Here is a 23,819-nt window from a genome sequence, read left to right as displayed (position 1 = left end):
GCCGCCGCGTGCGGGGTGGCGTTCTCGGGTCAGCAGGCCCTCTTGCGCCGGAAGTTGACGCCTTGAATACTCCCGAGCAGCGCTTGTCAGGAGCACGGCATTCCGCAACCGCGGACGCCGCCGTGCGAACGACTGCGCCTCACGGGTCCGGCCACCCCACAGGCGGACCCCCGACTTCCCCTCGGGAGGAATGAAAAGTGAGGATCAAGCGCACCACCCCCCTCAGCGGTACCGCGAGACGCCGCAGGGCCGTCGCCGTCGCGGCGGGCCTCGTCGCCGTCGCCGCGCTCGCCGTCCCCAGCGCCCAGGCCGACAGCGCCACCACCTTCAGCGCCAAGCAGCTCTCCGCCGCGAGCGACGCCGTGCTCGGCGCCGATGTGGCGGGGACCGCCTGGAACATCGACCCGGCGACCGGCAAGCTCGCGGTCATGGTGGACAGCACCGTCTCACCGGCCGAGATCGAGAAGATCAAGCAGTCCGCCGGAGCCGACGCGGGCGCCCTGCGGATCGAGCGCACCGCCGGAAAGTTCAGCAAGCTGCTCTCCGGCGGCGACGCGATATACGCTCCCGGCTGGCGCTGCTCCCTCGGCTTCAACGTCCGCAGCGGCAGCACCTACTACTTCCTGACCGCCGGTCACTGCACCGAGGGCAACCCGCCCTGGTACACCAACTCCTCCAACTCGACCAGCATCGGCCCGACGGTCGGCTCCAGCTTCCCGACCAACGACTACGGCCTGGTGCGGTACGACAACGCCGCGGTCTCCCACGAGGGCACGGTCGGCAGCGTCGACATCACCGGCGCGGCCGACGCGACGGTCGGCATGTCCGTCACCCGCCGCGGCTCCACCACCGGCACCCACAGCGGAACCGTCAGCGCCCTCAACGCCACGGTCAACTACGGCGGCGGGGACATCGTCTACGGCATGATCAAGACGAATGTATGCGCGGAGCCCGGTGACTCCGGCGGTCCGCTCTACTCCGGCTCCAAGGCGATCGGCCTCACCTCGGGCGGCAGCGGCGACTGCTCCTCGGGCGGTACGACGTTCTTCCAGCCGGTCACCGAGGCACTCAGCGCGTACGGGGTCAGCGTCTACTGACACCCCGGCCCCGGCCCCGGCCTCCGGACAAGCGGCCGACCGACACGGAGTCCCCGCCCGAATCCCGGGCGGGGACTCCCGTTCACCCCGCGACTTTTGAGAGGATGTGGGGCAGGTCGGTCATGCAGGAGCAAACGGGGGCGGATGCTGTGCCTCCCGGAGGACGCCCTCCGGGGACCCCCGGCAGACACCTCAGGGGGTTCCAGATCCGTGAAACGCATCGGAGTGACCGGCCATCGCAGCATTCCGCAGGAGGCCCAAGCCCATGTGCTGGCCGGGTTGCAGGCCGCGCTCTGCGGCCTCGAAGGCTCCCTGGAAGCGCTCTCCAGCCTGGCGGTGGGGGCGGACCAGCTCTTCGCCGACCTGGCCCTGGCCCGCGGCGCGGACCTGACCGTGGTCATCCCGAGCGGCGACTACGAGTCCTGTTTCGCGGACGCCGCCGAACTCGCCCGCTACCGGGCCCTCAAGGACCGGGCGGTCCGGGAGGTCCGGCTGGGCTACCCGCACTCCACCGACGAGGCGTACTACGCGGCCGGCACGTACATCGCGGACCACTGCGACCGGCTGCTCGCGGTGTGGGACGGCCGGCCGGCCCGCGGCCTCGGCGGCACGGGCGACATCGTGACGTACGCCCGCGGCCTGGGCCGCCCGGTCACCGTGATCTGGCGCGAGGGCGTGGAACGCTGACCGGTGTGCGCGGCCGTCCTCGTGCACGGCCGCGCACAAGCTATGACGTGACGTCACATCTGGTGCCTGGCAAGCCAGTCGGTGTGCTGCGGGGAGACGATGCGCTCGGTCTCGAAGACGGCCCGGGGCCACTGACGCTCCGTCAGGGTGGTCTCCATCGCCACCTGCATCGACTCCAGGTCCTGTTCCACCAGCGAGTGGGCCGAGATCAGCGGGTGGTGGCGGCGCATCTCGCTCCAGGCCAGACAGGCCGCGGCAGCGGCCGACAGCACCCCCGTCAGGGCGAAGGACTGGGTGACGGAGAACGTCCTCAGCAGCGCGAACACCAGGGCCAGCGCCGTGAGTACGGCAATGGTGGTCGACCAGACCAGGGTGGCCCGTCGGGACACCTCCTGGCGCCTGCGGTACCAACTGCGCTGCTCGATCAGCCGGTCCCGTACATACGTCTCCTTGCGCACGGTGAACGCCTTGTTCCGCAACTCGCGCATGGAGTCCGTGATCAGCCCGCCCGAGTCCGCCGTCAGATCGCGGGGGTCGGCCCACCCCACCTTCCGGAGCTCCTGGAGGCCCTCTTCGAGGCGGTTCGCGAACATGGCCTCGGGGTGCTGGGTGCTGGTGTCGAAGGGGGATCCGTGCACCGAGTAGCGCCAGCACATCGACTTGATGAACTCCGCTGCGGACCGGTTGAGTTGCCATTGCGACTTTGCTTTGCGCCGGGCGGTGAGATAGGTCGTGATCAGGACACCCGCGTAGGCCAACACGGCGATCACATCCGCCAGTTGAAACGAGTCGGCCACCTCTCCATGCCACGGCACCGAGGCCGGAACCGTGCCCACGACCAGCAGGATCAGCTGGACGCGAGTGGTGTTCACGGCCTCCCGCTGGCGTGCGACGGCGATCGCGTCGGTGTGGTGGAAGAGCTCCGGCAGATCGGCGTTCCTGAACACCATGCTCTGGAGCGGTCCGGGAATCGCCGTCATGTTCACTCTCCGTCTGCGGTCAGGGGCGTGCTCGTCCGGTGAGTCGAAAGGGGGGCATGAGCGTAGAGGTGTGCCGTTGGCACGGCAATGGACGCGGGGTGCCAACGGCGTTTTTCGGTCCCTGGGAAGGCCCCCTCGTGCGATCCGGGACACTGTGGCAATGTGGTCCAACTGACCGCGTGGCGAGGCTGGTTGACGTCCGGCGCCTTCCTCGCGACCGACCGACGGGGGGAACGGGGATGAGTGAGGCATACGGTGAGAACGCGGATCCCCTGTCCGGCGCTCAACGGCGGGTCCGGCGCAGCCCTTTGCTGTTCACCACGCCGCTCGTGCTCCTCGGCCTGCTGACCGCGCTGCTCGTCTGGGAAACGATCCGGGTGAACACGACGGCCGGGGCGCGGACCGAGTGGCCGTGGCGTCTGGAGTTGATCGACGCGCAGGTGCTGGGCAGTCTGCTGGCGGTCTCGCTCGGGGCCGTACTGGCCCGGGCGCAGTATGCCCGCACGGTCAGGCCGTACCTGGGCTGGCGGGCGGCCTGGACGACGGGGCTGCTGGCGGCGGAGGCGCCTGCGTGGCGCGTCGGGATACTCAACGGCGGCCAGCACATGGCCGTGATCGAGTCGTGGGACACCCGGGTGGTCATGCAGGGGGCGGACGACTCCGCCGACGCGCAGTGGAACAGCGTCTCCGGCACTGTGGCCGAACTGACCGAGGCCGGATTCACCGTCGGGGAGGACTTCCGGCTGATCGAGTTCGGCGCGGGATTCCCCCTGATGGGAGCTGTGGGCGGGCACGAGACGGTGCTGATGGGCGCGTTCTCCGAGCTCTTCGCCCAACGGGTCCAGTCGCTCTACGTGCGAGTCAGGGTCACGGATGTCGTCGGTGACACCCACGAGCGGACCCTGGACTGCATGAAGAGCGTGTGGACCGACCGGGCAGCCCCGGCCGGATGACACCCTGTGCGCCGTGGGCCGCCGGCACCGGGGCGGGGTGGCGCGGACCGGACCGGCCTCGTCCTCAATCGCCTGCCCCACCTGGGTTTTCCCTCGCCTGCGTGGCGCTGCGCGTCTTCCGTTCGAACGGAAGACGCAGCCCTGTGTGCCACTCGTGTGACGAGTGGATCTCCGCAGTTGCCAAGCCCGTTCAGGGGAGTAAAGTCGTGCCGCCGGGCACTGTGGTCGTACAGAAACTGGCTGCATTTCTCGTGATCCGGAAAACTCCCCTCAAGGACGGCCGTGAAGATCTCTGATTCCCCTCGCGCCTTCGCTGTTGCGAAGAAGAACCCTGTGCCGCTCTCCAAGATCGACACCCGCACCGCAGAAGCCACCAGGAAGCTTGGCCGGGTTTTTTCGGCCTCGACCGACCGCCACACCCAGGCGTCGACCTTCAGTTCTGCGCTCTGAATCGCGTTCCATGCTGGCTAGACTGAGGGAATGACAGGACCCCTGGTCCCATTCCGCGAAATTGTGCTCAAAGTGCACAGCAGGTGCGATCTTGCCTGTGATCATTGCTACGTCTACGAACATGCAGATCAGAGTTGGCGTACCCGCCCCAAAGCAATCTCTGACGACGTCATCTTCCGGACAGCTCAGCGCCTGGCCGAGCATGCCAGAACGCATGCGTTGCCCTCCGTGTCAGTGATCCTGCACGGAGGGGAGCCTCTGCTGGCGGGCCCCGCCCGACTGCGGCGCGTCTGCGAAGAGCTCACCTCCGCCTTCGAAGGCATCGCGGAGCTCGACCTCCGCATCCACACCAACGGGACCCAGCTCAGCCCGCGCTACCTCGACCTCTTCGACGAATTCGGCGTCAGGGTCGGCATCTCCCTCGACGGGGACCGGGCCGCCAACGACCGGCACCGCCGCTACGCCGACGGGCGCAGCAGCCACCCCCTGGTCCTCAAGGCCGTCGAGCTGCTCCGGCAGGAGCGCTACCGCCACCTGTACCTCGGGCTCCTGTGCACCGTCGACATCCAGAACGACCCGCGCGCGGTCCTCGACGCACTCGCCGAGCTCGACCCCCCGCTCGTCGACTTCCTGCTCCCGCACGCCACCTGGGACGATCCGCCGCCCCGCCCGGACGGATCACCCACCGCCTACGCCGACTGGCTGCTCGCGGTCTTCGACCACTGGCAGGAGCGGGGGCGCCCGGTGCCGGTACGGCTCTTCTCCTCGGTGCTGTCCACACTGAGCGGCGGCCCCAGCCTCACCGAATCCCTGGGGCTCGCCCCCACCGACCTCGTCGTCGTGGAGACCGACGGTCAGCTGGAGCAGGTCGACTCGCTCAAGAGCGCCTACGAAGGCGCGGCGGCCACCGGGTTCGATGTCTTCACCCACGCCTTCGACGAGGTCGCCGCCCACCCCGGGGTGCGGGCCCGCCAGCTGGGGCTGGCCGGAGTCAGCGAGACCTGCCGCCGATGCCCGGTCGTGCGCTCGTGCGGAGGCGGCCTGTACACCCACCGGTACCGCTCCACGGGGCCGTCCGGCGCATTCGACAACCCGTCCGTGTACTGCGCCGATCTGGCCGCCCTGGTGCGCGGCATCGAGGCGCGCACGGCGGCGGCCCTCGTCGCACCCGCCGTGGCGGAGCCCGACGAACTGCTCGCCGCCCAGCAGGACCTCACCCGCACCCTGCTCGCCCGGCTGAACGCCGACATCGGCCGGTACGGCGGCGAGCGGTGGGCCGCCGCCTGGGAGCTGGCCACCACCATCGAGGCGTCCGAGGAGGGGGCCCGCGGCCTGGCCGAGGTGCTGGCGCACCCGTACACCCGCACCTGGCTGCTCGACGCGATGGAGCTGGTCGAGGACCGGCCCGGGGCCGTGCAGGTGGCGCGCCGGATCCCGGCGTACCTCGCGTCCGCCGTCGTGCGGGCCGGCCTCGATCTGCCCGTACGCGTGACCTTCTGGGGCGGCAGGATCTTCCTGCCCGGCCTCGGCGAACTGCGGATCGCCGGTGCGGGGGAGCGCGGCACGGCGCTGGTGCGGGCCACCGGGGACGGCTTCCTCGTCCGGCGGGAAGGGGACGGCGGGGCCGAGCGGCGGATCGTGCGGCCGCAGGAGGCCGGTCCCGGCTGGCGGCCGTTGCGCCGCCTCGCGACGCCCGGCCCGACGCCCGGCTTCGTGCTCGACGACCTCGACCCGTACCGCAAGTGCTTCGCCGTGCGCGCCGCGGACGCCCTCGACGACCGGGCCGCCGCCGGCCTGGAGGCCAGGATCGGCGAGGCGTGGACGCTGATCGGGGCGAAGGCGCCCGGACGCACCCGCGAGATGGCCGGCCGCCTCACCACCCTCACGCCGCTGACCGGCCTGGCCCCGGCGGAGCCCGCCGTCGGACAGCACGGATTCGGCGCGCTGGGGATCTCCCCGGACGGCAGCGCCGAGGAGTTGGCTTTCGCGCTGCTGCGGGGTTTCCGGCGGGCCGAATTGCGGGCGCTTCGGGATGTCGCGGATCTTTACGCGGCGGACGGCTCCTGGGAACATCGGATGCCCTGGCGGGAAGAACCGGTTCCGTTTTCCCGGCTGCTGGCCGAAACCTATGAGCGGATGGCGTTGGGGGCTTTCGACCCGCACTTCCTGGAGGGCGTACCGCAGGCGCTCGACACCCTGGAAGGCGCCGCCGAGCTGACCACCAGCGGAAAACAACTGCTGGATCAGATGCGAAAAGAAATCTGAGCCTCGCATTCCGGTTTAGCTGGGGCCGTCCGTACGCACAGGACAACTGGGAGGAACGGGAGCAGACCGAATTCGATCAAGAAATGATCGACGGCACCTGGGCACGTATGACTGAAAACCGGCGTTGAATGACCGAACGCCATGGGGGTGGAGCAACGTCCGCTCCGGAATGATGAATTCGCTCGCATTCACTTCACTCCTCGGGTGCGGGTGCTCACACAGGACGGGGGTCGTGTGCACGCAACAACGCAGCAGCGAGCGGCGGACCATCGGCCGTACTTCTTCTTGAGTTACGCACATACACCGGGGTACGGCGGTGGAACGGACCCCGACATGTGGGTCGAGCGGCTCTTCCAGGATCTCTGCGGCCATGTGATGGCCATGACCGATCTGCCCGCGGGCGCGCCCGCGGGCTTCATAGACCGCGAGATACGCTCCGGCGAGGGCTGGTCGGAACGGCTCGGTGAGGTGCTCGCCACCTGCCGGGTGTTCGTTCCGCTGTTCTCGCCGCGCTATTTCGCCAGTGAGATGTGCGGCAAGGAGTGGTACGCCTTCGCTCAGCGCGCCATCCACCACCGGGCCCGTTCCAACCAGCGCGCCGAGGCGATCGTTCCGGCGCTCTGGGTGCCCGTACCGCCGAGCCAGCTTCCGGGACCGGCCGAGCGATTACAGTTCAACCACCGTGATTTCGGGGACCGTTACGTCAGTGACGGACTCTACGGACTGATCAAGCTCAGGCTCTTCGCCGAAGAGTACGAACGCGCGGTGTACGAACTCGCCAAGCGCATCGTCAACGTCGCCGACACCATCAGGCTCGGCACCGGGCGCCCCGTCGACTACCGGCTGGCCCCCAGCGCCTTCGGTCCGCCGAACAGCGGAGTCGGCGGCCCCCGCCCCATGCAGGTGACCATCGCCGCCCCCACCCGGCACGACCTGCCCGAAGGGCGCAACGCCGAGTACTACGGCGACAATCCGCAGGACTGGAACCCCTACCACCCGGCCGCCGCCCGTCCCCTGGCCTATGTCGCCGAGGACCTGGTGCGCTCCCTCAACTACCAGGCCACCGTCTCCTCCTTCGACGAGGAGTCCGGGCACCCGGAGGGCAAACAGCCGCCCAGCAGGCCGGAGATCCTGCTCGTCGACCGCTGGGCCCTGCAGGACGAGGACCGGTGCCGGCGGCTCGCCGCCTTCGACGCCGAGAACCGCCCCTGGGTGACGATGGTCGTGCCGTGGAACCGCGAGGACCACGAAAGCCGGGCGGCCGAGGCCGAGTTGACCGAGAAGCTCGAACAGACCATGCCGACCAAGATGCGCCAGGGACGGGCCTACTGCCGGGTCGCCGCCAAGGGCGTACCCAGCATGGAGGCCTTCGGGCAGATCCTGCCGCAGGTGGTCGAGGTGGCGGCCCAGCAGTATCTGAGACACGCGGCGGTCTATCCGCCCGCCACCGGCGGCGGGCACACCGAACGGACACGGTTGACGGGGCCGATGGCGCAGACGAACTACATCCCCGAGACACACGACCCTGCGACGGATGCGGAGGACACGGATGACGGCCAGTCGTGACGGGCGCATCGTCACCTTCTACTCGTACAAGGGCGGCACCGGGCGCACCATGGCCCTGGCCAACACCGCCTGGATACTCGCCGCCAACGGAAAGCGGGTACTGGCCGTCGACTGGGACCTGGAGGCACCGGGGCTCCACCGGTTCTTCCACCCGTTCCTCGACCCCTCGACCCTCGGTGCCACCACCGGTGTCATCGATCTGATCACCGAGTACGCCTGGGCCGCGACCAGCCCCGTCCATCGCGCCGACGACTGGCACCGCGACTACGCCCGCATCCAGCCGCACGCCGTGTCCCTCACGCCCGAGGCGCTCGGCTGGGAGTTCCCGCACGGCGGGACCCTCGACTTCGTCTCCGCCGGACGGCAGAACCGCGAATACTCCGCGACCGTCTCCACCTTCGACTGGGACAACTTCTACGACCGGCTCGGCGGCGGCCATTTCTTCGACGCCCTGCGCGACGACATGAAGGCCAACTACGACTACGTCCTGATCGACAGCCGGACCGGCCTCAGCGACATCGCCGACATCTGCACCGTCCACCTGCCCGACATCCTGGTCGACTGCTTCACCCTCAGCGACCAGTCCATCGACGGCGCCGCCTCCGTCGCCCGGCAGATCTCCGAGCGCTACACCGGCCGCCCCATCTCCATCTTCCCCGTCCCGATGCGCATCGACGAGGGCGAGAAGGAGAAGGCCGACGCCGGACGGGCACTGGCCCGGCTGAAGTTCGACCGGCTGCCGCGCGATCTGTCCGGTGACGAACTCACCGCCTACTGGGGCGCGGTGGAGATTCCGTACCGCCCCTACTACGCGTACGAGGAGACCCTCGCCACCTTCGGCGACGAGGCCGGCCTCACCAACTCGCTGCTCTCCGCCTTCGAACGCCTGACCTCCGTCATCACCGACCAGCAGATCACCTCGATGCCACCGGTCGGCGAAGAGGTACGGCTGCGCATCCGTGACGCGTTCACCCGGCGCAGGCCCGCGCTGCCGGCCGATCTCTTCCTCAGCTATGTGGCGGAGAACCGGATGTGGGCCGACTGGATCGAATCCGTGCTCACCCGGGCCGGGTTCCGTGTCGTGCCGCGTGATGTGTCCGCCGAGCGGGAGGCGCCGCAACCGGCGACCGCCACCGAGAACGCGGCCCGTACCGTGGTGCTGCTGTCCAGCGCCTACCTCAAGTCGCAGCGCGCGGTGAACCTCTGGGACCGCGCCGTGGCGGAGGACCCCGGCGGCGGCCGGCGCCATCTCCTGCCGCTCAGGGTCGGTGACGTCCGGCTGTCCGCGCCCTACATCGACCGCAACCCCGTCGACCTCTTCCGGCTCGACGAGGTGCATGCCACCGCCGCCCTGCTGCGCGCCCTGGACCGGCCCGTACAGCTCACCGACGGTGTGTCGCCCGGACCGCGCTTCCCCGGCACCGTCCCCAGGATCTGGAACGCGCCGCCGCGCAACCCCGGCTTCACCGGCCGCTCCCTGGTCCTGGAGCGGATGCGCGACCAGCTCGGCGGCGGCATGGCCGTCGTGCTGCCGCAGCCGCAGACCCTGTACGGACTCGGCGGTGTCGGCAAGACCCAGGTCGCCCTGGAGTACGTGCACCGCTTCATGGCCGACTACGACCTGGTCTGGTGGATATCGTCCGAGCAGACCGACGACGTGGTGGCCTCGCTCGCCGAGCTCGCCGTCCGGCTCGGCGCCCAGGGCGGCGACGACATGGCGGCCGCCTCCCAGGAGGCCGTGGACCTGCTGCGGCGCGGGGTGCCCTCGGACCGCTGGCTGCTGGTCTTCGACAACGCCGACGACCCCGAGCGGCTCAGGCGCTACTTCCCGCAGGGCGGCTCCGGGCACATCCTGGTCACCTCCCGGAACCAGGCGTGGTCCCAGCACGGCGACGCACTGCCCGTCGACGTCTTCCTGCGCGAGGAGTCCATCGAGCACCTCCAGCGCCGGGCTCCGGGGCTGAGCGAGGAGGACGCCGCACAGGTGGCCACCGCGGTCGGCGACCTGCCGCTCGCCGTCGAACAGGCGGCGGCCTGGATCGCGGAGACCGCCACCCCGATCGACACCTACCTGGAACAGCTGGCGCAGCAGGCCCCGGAGGTCCTGGCGCTCAACCAGCCGGCCGGATATCCGGAGCCGGTCGCCGCCACCTGGAACATCTCCATCCAGCGGCTGAAGGAGCGCTCGCCCGCCGCGGTGCGGCTGCTCCAGCTCTGCGCCTTCTTCGCCCCCGAGCCGATCTCGGGGAACCTCCTCTACAGCAAGGAGATGATCGAGGCACTGAAGCCGTACGACGCCTCGCTCCAGGAGAAGCTGGTGCTGGGCCGGGTCATCCGGGAGATCGGCCGGTTCGCCCTCGCCAAGGTCGACCAGGTCTCCAACTCCATCCAGGTGCACCGACTCGTCCAGGCCGTCATCCGGGCGCAGCTCAGCGAGGAGGAGCAGCGGGATGCCCGGCACGCCGTCCACCGCATCCTGGCGGGCGCCCGGCCGGATGACGACGAGCCGATCGACAACCCCTCCACCTGGCCGCAGTTCGCCACCATCTGGCCGCACCTCGGCCCGTCCGACGCCCGCAACTGCAGGGAGCCGGAGGCCCGCAGGCTGCTGATCGACCGTGTCCGCTACCTCTGGAAGCGAGGTGACTTCAGGACCGCCGCCACGCTCTGCGAGGAGCTGCGCGCCATCTGGAAGGAGACACTGGGGGAGCGGGACATCCAGTACCTCTACCTCTGCTTCCACCTCGCCAACATCTACCGCTCGCGCGGCCGTTACGTGGAGGCGCGGGAGCTGGACGAGATCACCCTGGCGATGCAGCAGGAGGTCCTGGGCCCGGAGCACCCGCACACGTACATGAGCACCAGCAGTCTGGCGACCGACCTCGGCACGCTCGGCGAGTACACCAGGGCGATCGAGCTGGCGACCGAGGCCACCGACGGGTTCAACCAGATCTTCCACGATTCGCACCCGCGGACCCTGGCGGCCGCCAACAACCTGGCGTTCACCCTGCGGTCCATCGGGCAGTACGCCAGGGCCAGGGAGATCGACCAGGACGTCTTCGACCGGCGCGTCGAGGTGCTCGGCGCGGAGCACCCGTACAGCCTCTCCTCGGCCATGAACCTGGCCCGCGACCTGCGTGACGTCGGACGGTACGAGGACGCGGTCGGCATCCTCAGCCGTACGTACGACAGTTACAAGGCCACGCTCGGCCGGGCCTTCCCCGGCACGCTGAGCGCGGCGAAGAGCCTGGCGGTGTCGCTGCGCCGGGCGGGCAGACTGGAGGACGCGCGCAGGCTCACGGTGGCCACCCGTGCCAGGTACCGGGCCAAGTACACCGCCGCCAACCCGGAGTCGCTGGCCTGTGACCTCAATCTGGCGGCCGACCTGTACGCGGCGGGTGAGGCGGCCGAGGCCAGGGACACCGCGCAGGAGGTCGTCGATCAGTACATGAAGGTGCCGGGGGAGAAGCACCCGTACACCCTGGCCGCCCTGAACAACCTCGGCGTCTACCAGCTGGGGGCCGGTGCGGTGGAGGAGTCGGAGCAGGTGCTGACCCGGGTGGTCGCGTCGATGCGGGAGGTGTACGGGCCGGAGCACCCCAACACCCTGTTCTGCGTCATGAACCTGGCCAACGCGACGGCCGAACGCGGCGATCTCGACATCGTGCTGGAGACCGAACGGAAGGTGGCGGGACAGCTCAGGCACGTCATCGGGGCGCACCACCCGGAGACCCTGGCCATGATGTCGAACATGGCGGTCACGCTCGATGCGATGGGGCGCAAGGGCGAGGCGATGCGGCTGAGGGCGGAGACGGTCGACGAGCTGTCCCGGCAGCTCGGCGACGACCATCCGATGACCCGGATCGCCCGGGACGAGCGCCGGTTCGAACGCGAACTGGAACCGATGCAGGTATGAGCAAGCGGGGAGCGTCCGGCCGCGACCGGACGCTCCCCTTCTCCCGGGCCCGTTCCTCAGCAGGCGGCCGGTTCCAGCAGCCAGTTGAGGATCCTGGGCAGCGCGTGCAGCGCGTCGAAGTGCGCGGCCGCCGGTTCCACCACGACGGTGGAGTTCGGGATGCGCTCGGCCAGCCAGCGGGAGTGGCCCACCGGAGAGAACACGTCCTTCTCGCCGTGCCACAGCATCACCGCACCGGTGATGTCCGCGGGGTCGAACCCCCATGGAGAGCTGAACGCGATCGCGTCGTCGATCCATCCCCACGCCGAAGTGCGCAACCCCTCACGGTAGTTGCGCAGCAGCATGGTGCGGACCCCGGCATCGTTGACCACCAACCGGTCGGAGTCCGTCAGCTCACGGCGCAGATCGTCGATGAGCCGGACCGGGTTCTTCCTGATCACCGCGGACCGTGAGATGAACGACTCCGCGAGCCCGTCCGGATCGGCCGCCGCGGTGGAGTACGCCAGCACATTGGAGGCGGCCATCCCGTCGAACCAGTCGAGGCCGTCGGCGCCCCAGGGGGCCAGCCCGACCAGTGCGGCGGTACGGGTGACCCGCTCGGGCATCAGCGCGGCACAGGCCAGGGCATGCGGGGCACCACCGGAACGGCCCACCACGGCGAACCGCTCCAGCCCGAGGTGGTCCGCGATGGCCCGTACGTCCTGGACGGCGTCGGCGACACAGCGGCCCGGCAGCCGGTCGGATTCGCCGTATCCGGGCCGGTCGTAGGTGATCAGCTGGGTCTTGCGCTGGTACAGCACCATGCCGCGCGGGGCCGGACCGAGTCTGCTGCCGGGCATTCCGTGCAGCAGAAAGACCGGTCTGCCGCGGGGATCTCCCAGTCGCTCCACCACCAGATGCCGCCCGTCCGTTGCGCGCACCCGACTACGCACTCCGTGCCTCCTCCGTATGGTGCGGGCACCGCGTGCCCGGCTTTTCCCCGCCCAATTCGATGATGGACCATCAGAGCACGTACAGGGACGGCGTGTTGGGTAAAGGTGGAGGTCTTGAAGGGCGCGGTGGCGCTTCCGGCCGGGTGGCGTGGGGCGGCTCGGCTTCGGTGAGGTGCCGAGCAGGCCCCTTTCCGAGCCGCCCGCAGGACGACGGGCTCGCCCGCATCACCTCAACCGATGCGGACGAGCCCGTTGTTCTGTCCGGGGAAGCCTGTCGGTACTACCCGCGCGCGAGCGTCACGAATGCCGCCCACGTGTCACGTCCGACCCGCAGTACCGGTCCGTCGGCCGCGACCTTCGAGTCCCGCACGTACATCGCACCGGCGTCGGCGGCCACCTCCACGCAGTCGCCACCGTCCGATCCGCTGTAGCTGCTCTTGAACCAGCGCAGCTCGTCAACGCTCTCGGTTACCTGCTCCACGCTCATGTCTCTCCCACCAGCCGTTCGATGAGCCGCGCAGACGCCTTGACGTTCAGGGCCTGCGATCGCAGCTTGCCATATCGCAACCCGAAGGCGCTGACCTCTGCCGCATCACCGACGACACACCCGACACCCTGTGACTCGAAGTATCCGAGGTGTCGGAGTTCCTTCGTCTGAACCGTTACGAACGGCCCGTTCTTCCCAGGATGGAACCCTTGCCCGGCCGGCATGACCTGGACCTCGACATTGCGCAACATTCCTACTTCCAGGAGGTGTTGCCACTGTGCGCGCATTACGTCGATGCCACCTACGGGGTCGCGCAACGCCTCCTCCCCGATGATGAACGAAAGCTCCGCCATCGGGTCCCGGGTCAGCAGCTTCTGCCTGCTCAGCCGCGCTTCCGTGCGCTGGTCGATGATCTCCTCGCTGAGCGGTGGGCAGTGGCCGCCGAACACGGCCCGTGCGTACGCCTCCGTCTGCAACAGACCCGGCACCAGCAGCGGGTCGTACGAGAAGCGGCTCAGTACCTCCGCCTCGATGAGGGCGAAGTTGCGGAAGAACTGCGGGAGCTTCGCCCGGTCCACATCGACCTGGAGTACTTCCAGCAACCCGCCCGCTGTCAGCACCCGGTCCGCCGCGACGGTGAACGCCTCCTTCGCGGGCCGCCGCCCCTGCTCGACCGAGGCGACCTGTTCCAGGGAGTAGCCGATGGCGTCCCCGAGTGCCTGCTGGTTCAACTCGGCCCGCTTGCGCAGGTGCTGGAGGAGCCTGCCGTAGGCCACCCACACCCCCGGCAGGTCGCTGTCCCCCTTCGTCTTCGCCGCGCGGCTGTTTCGTGTATCCCGCATGGCCCTCACGCCCTTTCCGCCACCGTTCGCGCCCGTCCGCCAGCCACTTGTAGCGTTCCTCAACTCCACTACGACTGGGCAATGTTCAACGGAAGGGCCATTTCCGGGGACACGGCCCCGGTCCCGTACGGCACCCGTACAGGACCCGTACAACTCAGGGCGGTGCTGCTCCGCCGGGCCCGTACCGCTGCTCTCCCGTACGGTCGTTGGACCTGGTCGGCGGTGGTGGCGGAGTCCGACGATGACGTCGTGACGCACCAGGAGAGCACCCCCCTTGAATCACCGGCCCCCACCGCCGAGTTCAGCCTTCGCCTCAGCAGTACCCGCCGTGGCGCCCGGCTGGCCCGCACCCTTGCCGTCCAGCAGCTCACCGAGTGGTGCGGCGGCCCGTACGACTCCGAGACCGCTCGAACCGTGGCCCTCGTCACGGCCGAGCTGTCCGCCAATGCCATCACCCACGGCCGCCTCCCCGGCCGTGACTTCAGGCTGACGCTGCTCCTTCTGCCCCATGCCGTCCGTATCGAGGTGACCGACACCCGGCCGGAGCGCCTGCCGTCTGTTCCGGCGGCGGGACCCGCGTCCGCCGACGCGACCTCGGGCCGCGGCCTGCTGCTCGTCGAGGCGTATGCGGACCGTTGGGGCTGCACCGTCCGCGACGCGTACACCAAGACGGTCTGGGCGGAGGTGCCGCACCCCCTCTGAACGGCGCTTTCGGAACGGCGGTGGTGAGGGCGGAGCCGGGTCAGTCGACCGTCGAGCCGAACGGCGGCCGGGCACCGGTGGTGTCGTCCGGCTTGCGCAGGGACACCAGGAGGGTGACGAGCGTGCCCGCCACCGCCCACGCGGACAGCACCAGCAGTGGTCCGGTGACCGCGTTGCCCCTGAAGTACGCGATCGAGCGGGCCACCCAGGTGCCCGCCCCGGGCGGCAGCGCGGGGCCGATCGTCCGCCAGAAGTCGGGGAGCATCGGCAGCGGAAAGGCGCCGCCGGCGCTCGGGTTGCCCGCGATCACCACGATCAGGACGGCCAGGCCGATGCCGACGATGCCGGTGAGGGCCTGGAGGGCGAGGGTGAGCATGCCGACCGCGAAGACGGTCAGCGCTCCCAGCCCCGACAGGCCCCAGAAGCTTCCGGGCAGGGCGCCGAGGATCGGGCCGATGATGACCGCGCCGCCGATTCCACCGACGACGGAGTACAGCGCCATGACGCCGGTTCGGATCAGCGCGCGCTGCCGGTTGGCGGGCTTGGAGCCGGCGCTGATCGCCAGGATCGAGGCGCAGAGGTAGCCGCCGACGCACCAGCCCACGACCAGGTAGAAGGACGAGATGCCGTTGAAGTCCTGACCGGAGGCGGGGGCCAGGTCCACGGAGCGCACCGTGCGCTGCTGGGCCAGATCGGCCTTCGTGATGATCTTCGTCAGGGTGTCGGCCATGGAAGTGCCCCCGCCGGAGGCGACGAGGACGGTGTCGGTGGTGCTGGTGGGGCTGACGATCAGGGCGCCGTCGATCTCGCGGTTCAGGATCTGCTCGCGGGCCGTGGCCGCGTCGGCGACCGTACGGGGGTCCAGCGGGCCGCCCGGGAGATTCTTCAGCTCGGTGAGGAGCTGTGCGGACATCTGCCGGGGCGCGACGACCCCGAAGGGCACGTCCGTCGGCTTCGGCCTGTGCAGTGCCCCGACGTAGGACGCGATGAACAGCAGTTGCAGTCCGAGCACGCCGATGACAAGCAGCGCGGCCCGTGGAGTGACGGCGTTCTTCACCTCGTCAGCGAAAGTCATGCCCCAACGGTCCGGGGCTTCGGCCGTTCGTGCAGGTGGGACTGGGCCGAATGGCTGACCGGAGAGCCGGTCCGGGGCCGGGAGCATGCCGCGCCGGGAGTCGGGGGGCGTGCCGCGCCCGGAGCGGCGCGCGGGACCGGGCAAGGCCGGTTCGGACGGGTGAGGCGACAGTTTCAGCCACTGGTTACGAGTCCTCCAGATACGGTCAGGTGTTCGAATTAAGTCGTTGACCGGGTCTGATGAGGGTTAGAGTAATCGAACGGACGTACGATGGAGGGATCGGGCGTATGGCTGAAATGGGGTGGAGAACGGAGGTGCGACATGGCGGGCTACGCCCATCTGCACGTCGCGTCCGGATACTCCGCTCGCTACGGCGCCGCCCACCCCGAGCACCTTGTCCGGCGGGCGGCCGAGCGCGGCATGACGGCGCTCGCGCTCACCGACCGGGACACGGTCACGGGGACGGTGCGGTTCGCGCAGGCGTGTGCCGGGGCCGGTGTCCGGCCGGTCTTCGGCGTCGACCTGGCAGTGGAGGCTCTCGCGCCGCCGCCTCCGGTGCGGCGGCGGCGCACCCCGGCGCGCGGTGGTGCGCACGTGGTCGAACCGCCGCTGCGGATCGTGCTGCTCGCGCGGAACCGGGCAGGGTGGGCGCGGCTGTGCCGGATCACCTCGGCCGCGCACGCCGGGACCGCGGGCGGTGCGGCGCCGGTGGTCCCGTGGGAGGCGCTGCGTGAACACGGCGGCCCCGGCCTGATCGTGCTGCTCGGGCCGCTCTCGGAGCCGGTACGCGCGCTGGCGGCGGGCCGGGAGGACGTGGCGGCGAAGCTGCTGACGCCGTGGCGGGAGATCTTCGGCGGCGGGATTCGGCTGGAGACCGTCCTGCACGATCGGCCCGGCACCGGGCCGGGATCGCTGCGGCTGGCCGCCCGGACCCTCGCGCTGGCCGATCGCACCCGTACCACCGCCGTGCTCTCCAACGCCGTCCGCTACGCGGACCCCGACCAGCACCGGCTCGCCGATGTCCTGGACGCCGCGCGGCTGCTGCGGCCCATCGACCGGCGCCGTCTGGACAGCGGGCAGCGCTGGCTCAAGGACGAGAGGGACATGGCGGGCATCGCGCGGCTGATCGCCGAATGCGCGGGGGCGGGGCCCCGGCGGGCGGACCGTCTGCTGGCGGACACCGTCGCCACGGCGGCGGCGTGCACCGTCGATCCCGCGGCGGATCTGGGGCTGGGCACGCCGCACTTCCCGGAGGCGGAAGTGCTCGGCGCCGGGCCCGGGGCGGGCGGCGCGGCACAGCTGCTGCGCCGGCGGAGCGAGGCCGGTATGGCCCGGCGCGGTCTGGACCACGACCGCGCCGCGCTCGATCGGCTGGACGAAGAGCTCGCCGTGATCTCCCGGCTGAACTTCGACTCGTACTTCCTCGCCGTCGGACAGGTCGTGGCCGACATCCGGGAGAGGGGCATCCGGGTCGCGGCCCGCGGCTCGGGCGCCGGGTCGATGGTCTGCCACGCCCTGGGCATAGCCACCGCCAACCCGCTCGACCACCACCTGCTGTTCGAACGCTTCCTGAGCGTGCGGCGGGCGTCGCTTCCGGACATCGACATCGACGTGGAGTCCGCCAGGAGGCTGGAGTGCTACGACACGATCTTCGAACGGTTCGGCAAGGAGCGCGTGGCGGTCACCGCGATGCCCGAGACCTACCGGGCCCGTCGGGCTCTGCGGGACACCGGCCTGGCTCTGGGGATCGCACCGGCGGAGGTCGACCGGATCGCCAAGAGTTTCCCGCATCTGCGGGCGTCGGACATCACCGGCGCGCTCGCCGAACTGCCCGAACTGCGTCAACTGGCGGCCGAGGCGGGACGGTACGGGCCGCTGTGGGAGCTCGCCGAAGGGCTCGACTCCCTGATCCACGGCATGGCCATGCACCCCTGCGGCGTGGTCATCAGCGACGCGACGCTTCTGGACCGGCTGCCGGTGCAGCCCACCCCCCAGGGCGACTACCCGATGGCCATGGCGGCCAAGGAGGAGATCGAGGCACTGGGCAACATCAAACTGGACGTCCTGGGTGTACGGATGCAGTCCGCGATGGCGCACGCGGTCGCCGAGATCGAACGGACGACCGGCAACCACATCGACCTGGACGACCCGCGGCAGGTGCCGCTCGACGACGTCTTCGCGTTCAAGATCATCCAAGAGAGCCGGACCCTGGGCCTGTTCCAGCTTGAATCCCCCGGCCAGCAGGACCTTCTGTCCCGGCTGCAGCCCCGCGACCCGCAGGACGTCATCGCCGACATCAGCCTCTTCCGCCCCGGACCGGTCGCCGGAGGGATGCCCGAGCGGTACGTCGCGGCCCGCCACGGCGGCAATCCCTCCTACGCCCACCCGGACCTCGAACCCGTGCTCGCCGACACCTACGGCGTGACCATCTGGCACGAACAGATCATCGAGACGCTGTCGGTGCTGACCGGTTGCGACCGGGCCCTGGCCGAGGTCGCCCGGCGGGCGCTCGGTGACAAGGACCGGCTGCCCCGGATCAAGGGCTGGTTCCACCGCCAGGCGCGGGCCCGCGGCTACAGCGCGAAGGTCCGGGACGAGGTGTGGAGCACCGTCGAGGCCTTCGGCGCCTACGGCTTCTGCCGGGCGCACGCGGTCGCCTTCGCCGTACCGGCCCTGCAGAGCGCCTGGCTCAAGGCGCACTACCCGGCGTTCCTGCTGGCCGGGCTGCTCGAACACGACCCCGGCATGTGGCCCAAGCGCGTCCTCGTCGCCGATGCCCGCCGGCACGGCGTTCCCGTCCTGCCCGTCGACGTCAACCGCTCCGGGGCGGAGCACACCGTGGAGCGGGCCGACGGGGAGCAGTGGGGCGTACGGCTCGCGCTGTCCGCGGTGCGCGGCATCAGCGAGGGGGAGTGCGCCCGGATCGAGGAGGGCCGGCCGTACGGATCGCTGTCGGACTTCTGGCAGCGGGCCCGTCCCAGCAGGCCGGTCGCCGAACGCCTCGCGGAGATCGGCGCCCTGGGCACTCTCCACGACGGGCGGCTCACACGGCGCGATCTGCTCCTGCAGATCACCGAACTCCACCGGCAGTCCCGCCACCGGTCCGCGGGCAGGGGCCAGTTGCCCATCGACGCGGACGCGGCCGGAGGGGCGGAGCCGAGCGGCCTGCCCGAAATGACCGGACGCGAGGCCCTGAACGCGGAGCTGAACACGCTCGGCATCGACGTCTCCAAGCACTTGATGGAGCATCACCACCGGCTGCTGCGGGAGATCGGCGCGACCGACGCGGCCCACCTGGCGGCAGCGCGGGCAGGCCGGCAGGTGCTGGTCGCCGGGGTGCGGGCCTCGACCCAGACCCCGCCGATCGCCAGCGGCAGGCGCATCATCTTCGTCACCCTGGAGGACGGCTCCGGCCTGGTCGACCTGGCCTTCTTCGAAGACTCCCACCCGGCCTGCGCGCACACCGTCTTCCACAGCGGGCTGCTGCTGGTCCGCGGCACGGTCCAGGTGCGCGGCACCCGGCGCACCGTCGTCGGCACCATGGCCTGGGACCTGGACCGGATCGCTGCCGCCCGCCGCGACCACGGCCCCGAAGCCGCTCTCACCCTCCTCGGCGCCGATCACCCGCACCCGACCCCCGCGCTGCCGCGGCGGACCCTGGCCGACGGCACCGCGGGGGCCCGGCTGCACCCGTACGCCGATCTGCAACCCGCCGGCAGCCGCTCGGCCGACCTGAAGAAGCTCGGCCACACCAGCCCGGGGAGCGCAGGATGACCACGCGGCGGCGGTACATCGCCCACCTCCACCTGCATGCCGCGCCGAGTGAGGGCCGGTACGACGACATCATCGAACTGATGTCTGGCATCACGCCCCATGTCCAGGCCGTCCCGCCCCATGCCGTCCAGCTCGACCTGACGTCGGCGCTCAGATACTTCGGCCTGTCCCCCTACGACGTCGTCCAGTTGGCGAAGCTCAGGCTGAAGGCCCTCTACGGCATCGACAGCAGCGCCGGGCTCGCGGACAACCGCATGCTGGCCGCCATGGCGGCCGACGCGTCCGCACCGGGGGACACCACCTGGGTTCCCGCCGGGCAGGCCGCCGACTGGCTGTACCCCCGACCGGTCACCGCACTGCCGGGGATCGGCCGCGCCACAGCGGAAACGCTCAACCGATACGGCCTGCACACCATCGGCCAGGTCGCCGACGTACCGGCGGCGACCCTGCAACGCCTTCTCGGCGCCGGCCCCGCCCGGCTGCTGGCCGAGCGTTCCCGAGGCCGCGATCCCCGCCCGGTCGCACCGCTGGAACCGGCGCAGCACCTGACCGCCGACCTGGTGCTGGACCGGGACTGCCTCGACCCGGCGCTCCATCACCGGGCCGTCGTGGGACTCGCCGACCGGATCGGCCAACGCCTGCGCGGCGAGAGCCAGGTCACCGGCCGCCTCACCCTCACGGTGCGGTACGCCGACCGCAGTTCCACCACGCGGACGCGTCCGCTGCCGGAGCCCACCGACCACTCGCCCGTCCTCGGCACGGCTGCCCTGGGACTGCTGGCCTCCCTCGGGCTGCAACGGGCACGCGTCCGTGCGTTCGTGGTCCGTGCCGACGATCTGACGCCGGCCGGTGCCGCCCACCGCCAACTCTCCCTGGACTCCGGTGACGACCGCGCCCGCGCCGCCGAGGCGGCCACGGACCGGGCCCGCCGCCGCTTCGGCCCGGGAGCCGTGTATCCCGCCGTTCTGGCCCCGGGGACCGCCGGGCGGCCCCTCGCGCACCGGCATCCGGAGATCAGCGCGAAGCCGGCGGGGGCGCCGAGCGCACCGACAGCGCAAACCCGGCGTCGTCCTGGGTGCCGAAGTAGGTGAAACCCGAGCGCTCGCTCCTCCGGCCGCTCATCAGCACCTCCAGGCCGAGCGCCTGGCCCGCTTCCCTGCCGCGGTCGACGTTCTTGGTCGACGTCCTCGGCGGAGAAGCCGAGGTGGAGGACACCCTCGCCCCGCGTGTCGAGGAACCTGTGCCGCGAGGTACCCGCGTACGGGCGTCAGTTTTTACCGACGCGTAACTTCCCACGCCACCCTACTCGTGCGTAATTTGGCGTGAGTACACAGAAGGTCAGCAGTCAGAACTTGTGGTCCGGGCCGCAGGGTGCACAGCCATCGCAACTCCCTTGAGCCGCAAGGAGACCACACGATGCTGCCCTGGACCCGTGCGTCGCGTACCCCACGTACGCGGAGAACCCTCGCCGCACTGCTCCTCGCCGTCGCCGCCGTCGCCGCCCCCACGGCCACTGCCGCTGCAGCCACCCCCACTGCCGCCACCGCCACTTCCCGTGGCTGGAACGACTACTCCTGCAAGCCCTCCGCAGCCCACCCCCGCCCCGTCGTCCTGGTCCACGGAACCTTCGGGAACTCCATCGACAACTGGCTGGTCCTTGCCCCGTACCTCGTCAACCGGGGCTACTGCGTCTACTCGCTGGACTACGGGCAGCTGCCCGGAGTGCCGCTCTTCAACGGCCTCGGTCCGATCGACAAGTCGGCCGGCCAGCTCGCCGCGTTCGTCGACGAGGTGCTCGCCTCCACCGGGACGTCCGAGGTCGACGTCGTCGGCCACTCCCAGGGCGGCATGATGCCGAACTACTACCTGAAGTTCCTCGGCGGGGCCGCCAAGGTGAACGCCATGATCGGGCTGGCGCCCGACAACCACGGCACCACCCTCCTCGGCCTGACGAAGCTGCTGCCGTACTTCCCGGGGGTGGAGGACCTGCTGAATGCCAACACGCCCGGCCTCGCCGACCAGGTGGCGGGATCCCCGTTCGTCACCAAGCTCAACGCGGGCGGCGACACCGTGCCCGGAGTGCGTTACACGGTCATCGCGACCAAGTACGACGAGGTCGTGACCCCGTACCGCACGCAGTTCCTGAACGGGCCGAACGTGCACAACGTCCTGCTCCAGGACCTCTGTCCGGTCGATCTCTCCGAGCACGTGGCGATCGGCACCGTCGACCGGATCGCGTACCACGAAGTGGCGAACGCCCTGGACCCGGCACACGCCACCCCCACCACCTGCGCCTCGGTCGTCGGCTAAGAGCTGTCCTGTCTGGCCGGACTGTGCCGGGAGACGCCCCGCCCCCGTCGCCCCACGGCGCACCTGAGGCGGGGCGTTTCATACCGTGCGGGCCGCTGCCGTCAGCGGCGGATGGCACGATCGACTCATGACGACGATCGACTGGGACTCCGCGGCCGACTCCTTCGACGAGGAGCCCGACCACGGGCTGCTTGATCCGGTGGTCCGGCACGCCTGGGCGCGGCGGCTGGAGAGCTGGCTGCCCGGCGAGCGCTCCGAGGTCCTCGACCTGGGGTGCGGCACCGGAAGCCTCGCGCTGCTCGTCGCCGGGCAGGGGCACCGCGTCACCGCCGTCGACCGGTCGCCGCGCATGGTGGAGCAGGCGCGGGCCAAGCTCGCCGGCACGGGCACCGGGGTGTATCTCGGGGACGCGGCCCAACCGCCGGTCGGAATGCAGCAGTTCGATGTGATCATGGCGAGACACGTCGTGTTCCTGCTGCCCGATCCGGCGGCGGTCCTGCGTCACTGGTTCACCCTGCTGCGGCCCGGCGGGCGGCTGATCCTGATCGAGGGCGTCTGGGGCGGGGTCGGCCTCTCCGCGGAGCGGCTGACCGGGCTGCTCTCGGAGCTCACCGAGCACATCCACCACGAGCCGCTCTCCGGCGACCCGACCCTGTGGGGCAAGCAGGTCGACGACGAGCGCTACGCCCTGGTGGCCCGCGCCGAACCACCGCACCGGCACACCGAGGTCGTCGATGTGCATCTGATCCTCCGCCGCGGCCCCGAGGTCCTGCTCGCCCGCCGGGCCGACACCGGGTACGCGGACGGGCTGTTCAACAGCCCGTCCGGACACGTCGAGGACGGTGAAGACGTCCGCGAGGCGATGATCCGTGAGGCCGCCGAGGAGATCGGTGTCGAACTCGGCCCGGACGAACTGCGGGTGGCCCTGGTCATGCAGCACCGCGGCCCCGGCGGCAGTCCCCGGACCGGCTGGTTCTTCGAGGCGGAGTACGACGCGGCCCGGCCGCCGTACAACCGTGAACCGGACAAGTGCTCCGAGCTGGCCTGGTTCCCGCTGGACGCCCTCCCGGACGACATCGTCGCCTACTGCCGGGCGGGACTCGACGGCTATCGCGCGGGGGAGCACTTCCTGATCCACTGGCACGAGGACGGCGACACCGTGGCGTACCAGCCGCACGGTATCCGCCGCGCGGTTCCGCTGCCCGCCGGTGGAGCGGGCACCGGCGGGGTTCACCACATCGAGCTGTGGGTGCCCGATCTGCCGTTGGCCGAGCAGGGCTGGGGCTGGCTGCTCGGCGAGCTGGGTCATGTCCCGTACCAGCGCTGGGAGCACGGCCGGAGCTGGCGGCGCGGCGACAGCTATGTGGTGGTGGAGCAGTCACCCGATCTGACCGGAGTGACGCACGACCGCCGCAGTCCCGGGCTCAACCACCTGGCATTCCACGTCCGGGACCGGGCCACCCTCGACGGACTGGTGGCCAGGGCCCCCGAGCACGGCTGGCGGCAGCTCTTCCCGGACCGCTACCCGCACGCGGGCGGCGACGGGCACACCGCCGCGTACCTGGAGGACGCGGCGGGGTACGAGGTGGAGCTGGTCGCCGGAATCCCGCAGGCCCGCCCGGTACCGGAGGACCCGGCGCCGTACACCGATGTCTGGGCGCGGCGCAGGGACTAAGGGCTGTCCCGCGATACCTGTCCCGCGACACCTGTCCCGCGATGCCGAGCGCTCTGATTTCGAGCGCCCCCACCCGCCGAGGTGCCCGTGCTGTTGACGGCGCCGCTG

The 23,819-nt window shown here is 70.6% G+C and carries 17 protein-coding genes; 12 read left to right on the top strand and 5 right to left on the bottom strand.

Annotated elements, in window-relative coordinates:
• Positions 1–197 precede the first annotated feature (197 nt).
• Positions 198–1,097, top strand: a complete 900-nt coding sequence (locus ACFVT1_RS30405; protein ID WP_389801062.1) for a S1 family peptidase — start codon at positions 198–200, stop codon at positions 1,095–1,097.
• Between the two features lie 210 nt (positions 1,098–1,307).
• Positions 1,308–1,784 (top strand): hypothetical protein, encoded by a 477-nt coding sequence (locus ACFVT1_RS30400; protein ID WP_389801060.1) that lies wholly within the window; start codon positions 1,308–1,310, stop codon positions 1,782–1,784.
• Between the two features lie 53 nt (positions 1,785–1,837).
• Here the strand turns inward: ACFVT1_RS30400 and ACFVT1_RS30395 are convergent, their stop codons facing one another.
• A complete protein-coding gene (locus ACFVT1_RS30395) occupies positions 1,838–2,764 on the bottom strand; it encodes a DUF4231 domain-containing protein (RefSeq protein WP_389801058.1) in 927 nt (308 codons plus the stop codon).
• Between the two features lie 239 nt (positions 2,765–3,003).
• Here ACFVT1_RS30395 and ACFVT1_RS30390 point away from each other — a divergent pair, with 239 nt between their 5' ends.
• From ACFVT1_RS30390 to fxsT, 5 genes are all read left to right on the top strand, one after another.
• A complete protein-coding gene (locus tag ACFVT1_RS30390; protein ID WP_389801056.1) occupies positions 3,004–3,717 on the top strand; it encodes a hypothetical protein in 714 nt (237 codons plus the stop codon).
• A 282-nt stretch (positions 3,718–3,999) separates the two neighbouring features.
• Entirely contained in the window at positions 4,000–4,167 is a 168-nt protein-coding gene (locus ACFVT1_RS30385) for an FXSXX-COOH protein (RefSeq protein ID WP_389801054.1), read from the top strand.
• A 30-nt stretch (positions 4,168–4,197) separates the two neighbouring features.
• On the top strand, positions 4,198–6,432 hold the full coding sequence (gene fxsBH, locus ACFVT1_RS30380) for a radical SAM/SPASM protein FxsBH, inactivated beta-hydroxylase extension form (protein WP_389801053.1): 2,235 nt from the start codon (positions 4,198–4,200) through the stop codon (positions 6,430–6,432).
• 210 nt (positions 6,433–6,642) lie between these two features.
• Positions 6,643–7,998, top strand: a complete 1,356-nt coding sequence (gene fsxC, locus ACFVT1_RS30375; protein ID WP_389801081.1) for an FxsC protein — start codon at positions 6,643–6,645, stop codon at positions 7,996–7,998.
• Complete coding sequence (fxsT, locus tag ACFVT1_RS30370; RefSeq protein WP_389801052.1) at positions 7,982–11,914, top strand: FxSxx-COOH system tetratricopeptide repeat protein; 3,933 nt, start codon at positions 7,982–7,984, stop codon at positions 11,912–11,914. Before fsxC ends, fxsT begins: the two co-directional genes overlap by 17 nt.
• A gap of 56 nt (positions 11,915–11,970) precedes the next feature.
• Here fxsT and ACFVT1_RS30365 read toward each other — a convergent pair whose 3' ends face one another.
• From ACFVT1_RS30365 to ACFVT1_RS30355, 3 genes are all read right to left on the bottom strand, one after another.
• A complete protein-coding gene (locus tag ACFVT1_RS30365) occupies positions 11,971–12,846 on the bottom strand; it encodes an alpha/beta fold hydrolase (RefSeq protein ID WP_389801051.1) in 876 nt (291 codons plus the stop codon).
• 280 nt (positions 12,847–13,126) lie between these two features.
• Positions 13,127–13,333 (bottom strand): DUF397 domain-containing protein, encoded by a 207-nt coding sequence (locus ACFVT1_RS30360; RefSeq protein ID WP_389801049.1) that lies wholly within the window; start codon positions 13,331–13,333, stop codon positions 13,127–13,129.
• Entirely contained in the window at positions 13,330–14,175 is an 846-nt protein-coding gene (locus tag ACFVT1_RS30355) for a helix-turn-helix domain-containing protein (RefSeq protein ID WP_389801047.1), read from the bottom strand. Before ACFVT1_RS30355 ends, ACFVT1_RS30360 begins: the two co-directional genes overlap by 4 nt.
• An 81-nt stretch (positions 14,176–14,256) precedes the next feature.
• Here ACFVT1_RS30355 and ACFVT1_RS30350 point away from each other — a divergent pair, with 81 nt between their 5' ends.
• Positions 14,257–14,877: an ATP-binding protein gene (locus ACFVT1_RS30350; RefSeq protein WP_389801045.1), complete on the top strand. Its 621-nt coding sequence runs from the start codon at positions 14,257–14,259 to the stop codon at positions 14,875–14,877.
• Between the two features lie 40 nt (positions 14,878–14,917).
• Here the strand turns inward: ACFVT1_RS30350 and ACFVT1_RS30345 are convergent, their stop codons facing one another.
• Entirely contained in the window at positions 14,918–15,952 is a 1,035-nt protein-coding gene (locus ACFVT1_RS30345) for a DUF3533 domain-containing protein (protein WP_389801043.1), read from the bottom strand.
• A 321-nt stretch (positions 15,953–16,273) separates the two neighbouring features.
• On the opposite strand from ACFVT1_RS30345, the gene ACFVT1_RS30340 reads away from it, so the two are divergent.
• From ACFVT1_RS30340 to ACFVT1_RS30325, 4 genes are all read left to right on the top strand, one after another.
• Positions 16,274–19,726 (top strand): DNA polymerase III subunit alpha, encoded by a 3,453-nt coding sequence (locus tag ACFVT1_RS30340; protein ID WP_389801041.1) that lies wholly within the window; start codon positions 16,274–16,276, stop codon positions 19,724–19,726.
• Positions 19,723–20,817: an ImpB/MucB/SamB family protein gene (locus ACFVT1_RS30335; protein ID WP_389801039.1), complete on the top strand. Its 1,095-nt coding sequence runs from the start codon at positions 19,723–19,725 to the stop codon at positions 20,815–20,817. The genes ACFVT1_RS30340 and ACFVT1_RS30335 overlap by 4 nt, the downstream gene beginning before the upstream one ends.
• A 325-nt stretch (positions 20,818–21,142) precedes the next feature.
• On the top strand, positions 21,143–22,036 hold the full coding sequence (locus tag ACFVT1_RS30330) for an esterase/lipase family protein (protein ID WP_389801038.1): 894 nt from the start codon (positions 21,143–21,145) through the stop codon (positions 22,034–22,036).
• 127 nt (positions 22,037–22,163) lie between these two features.
• The gene (locus tag ACFVT1_RS30325; RefSeq protein ID WP_389801036.1) at positions 22,164–23,711 is read left to right on the top strand and encodes a trifunctional class I SAM-dependent methyltransferase/NUDIX hydrolase/VOC family protein; all 1,548 of its coding nucleotides are present in this window, start codon (positions 22,164–22,166) and stop codon (positions 23,709–23,711) included.
• Positions 23,712–23,819: the final 108 nt, after the last annotated feature.

The sequence above is a fragment of the Streptomyces sp. NPDC057963 genome (assembly GCF_042887155.1).
Taxonomy (GTDB): domain Bacteria; phylum Actinomycetota; class Actinomycetes; order Streptomycetales; family Streptomycetaceae; genus Streptomyces.
This window is presented reverse-complemented; position numbering and strand designations above follow the sequence as displayed.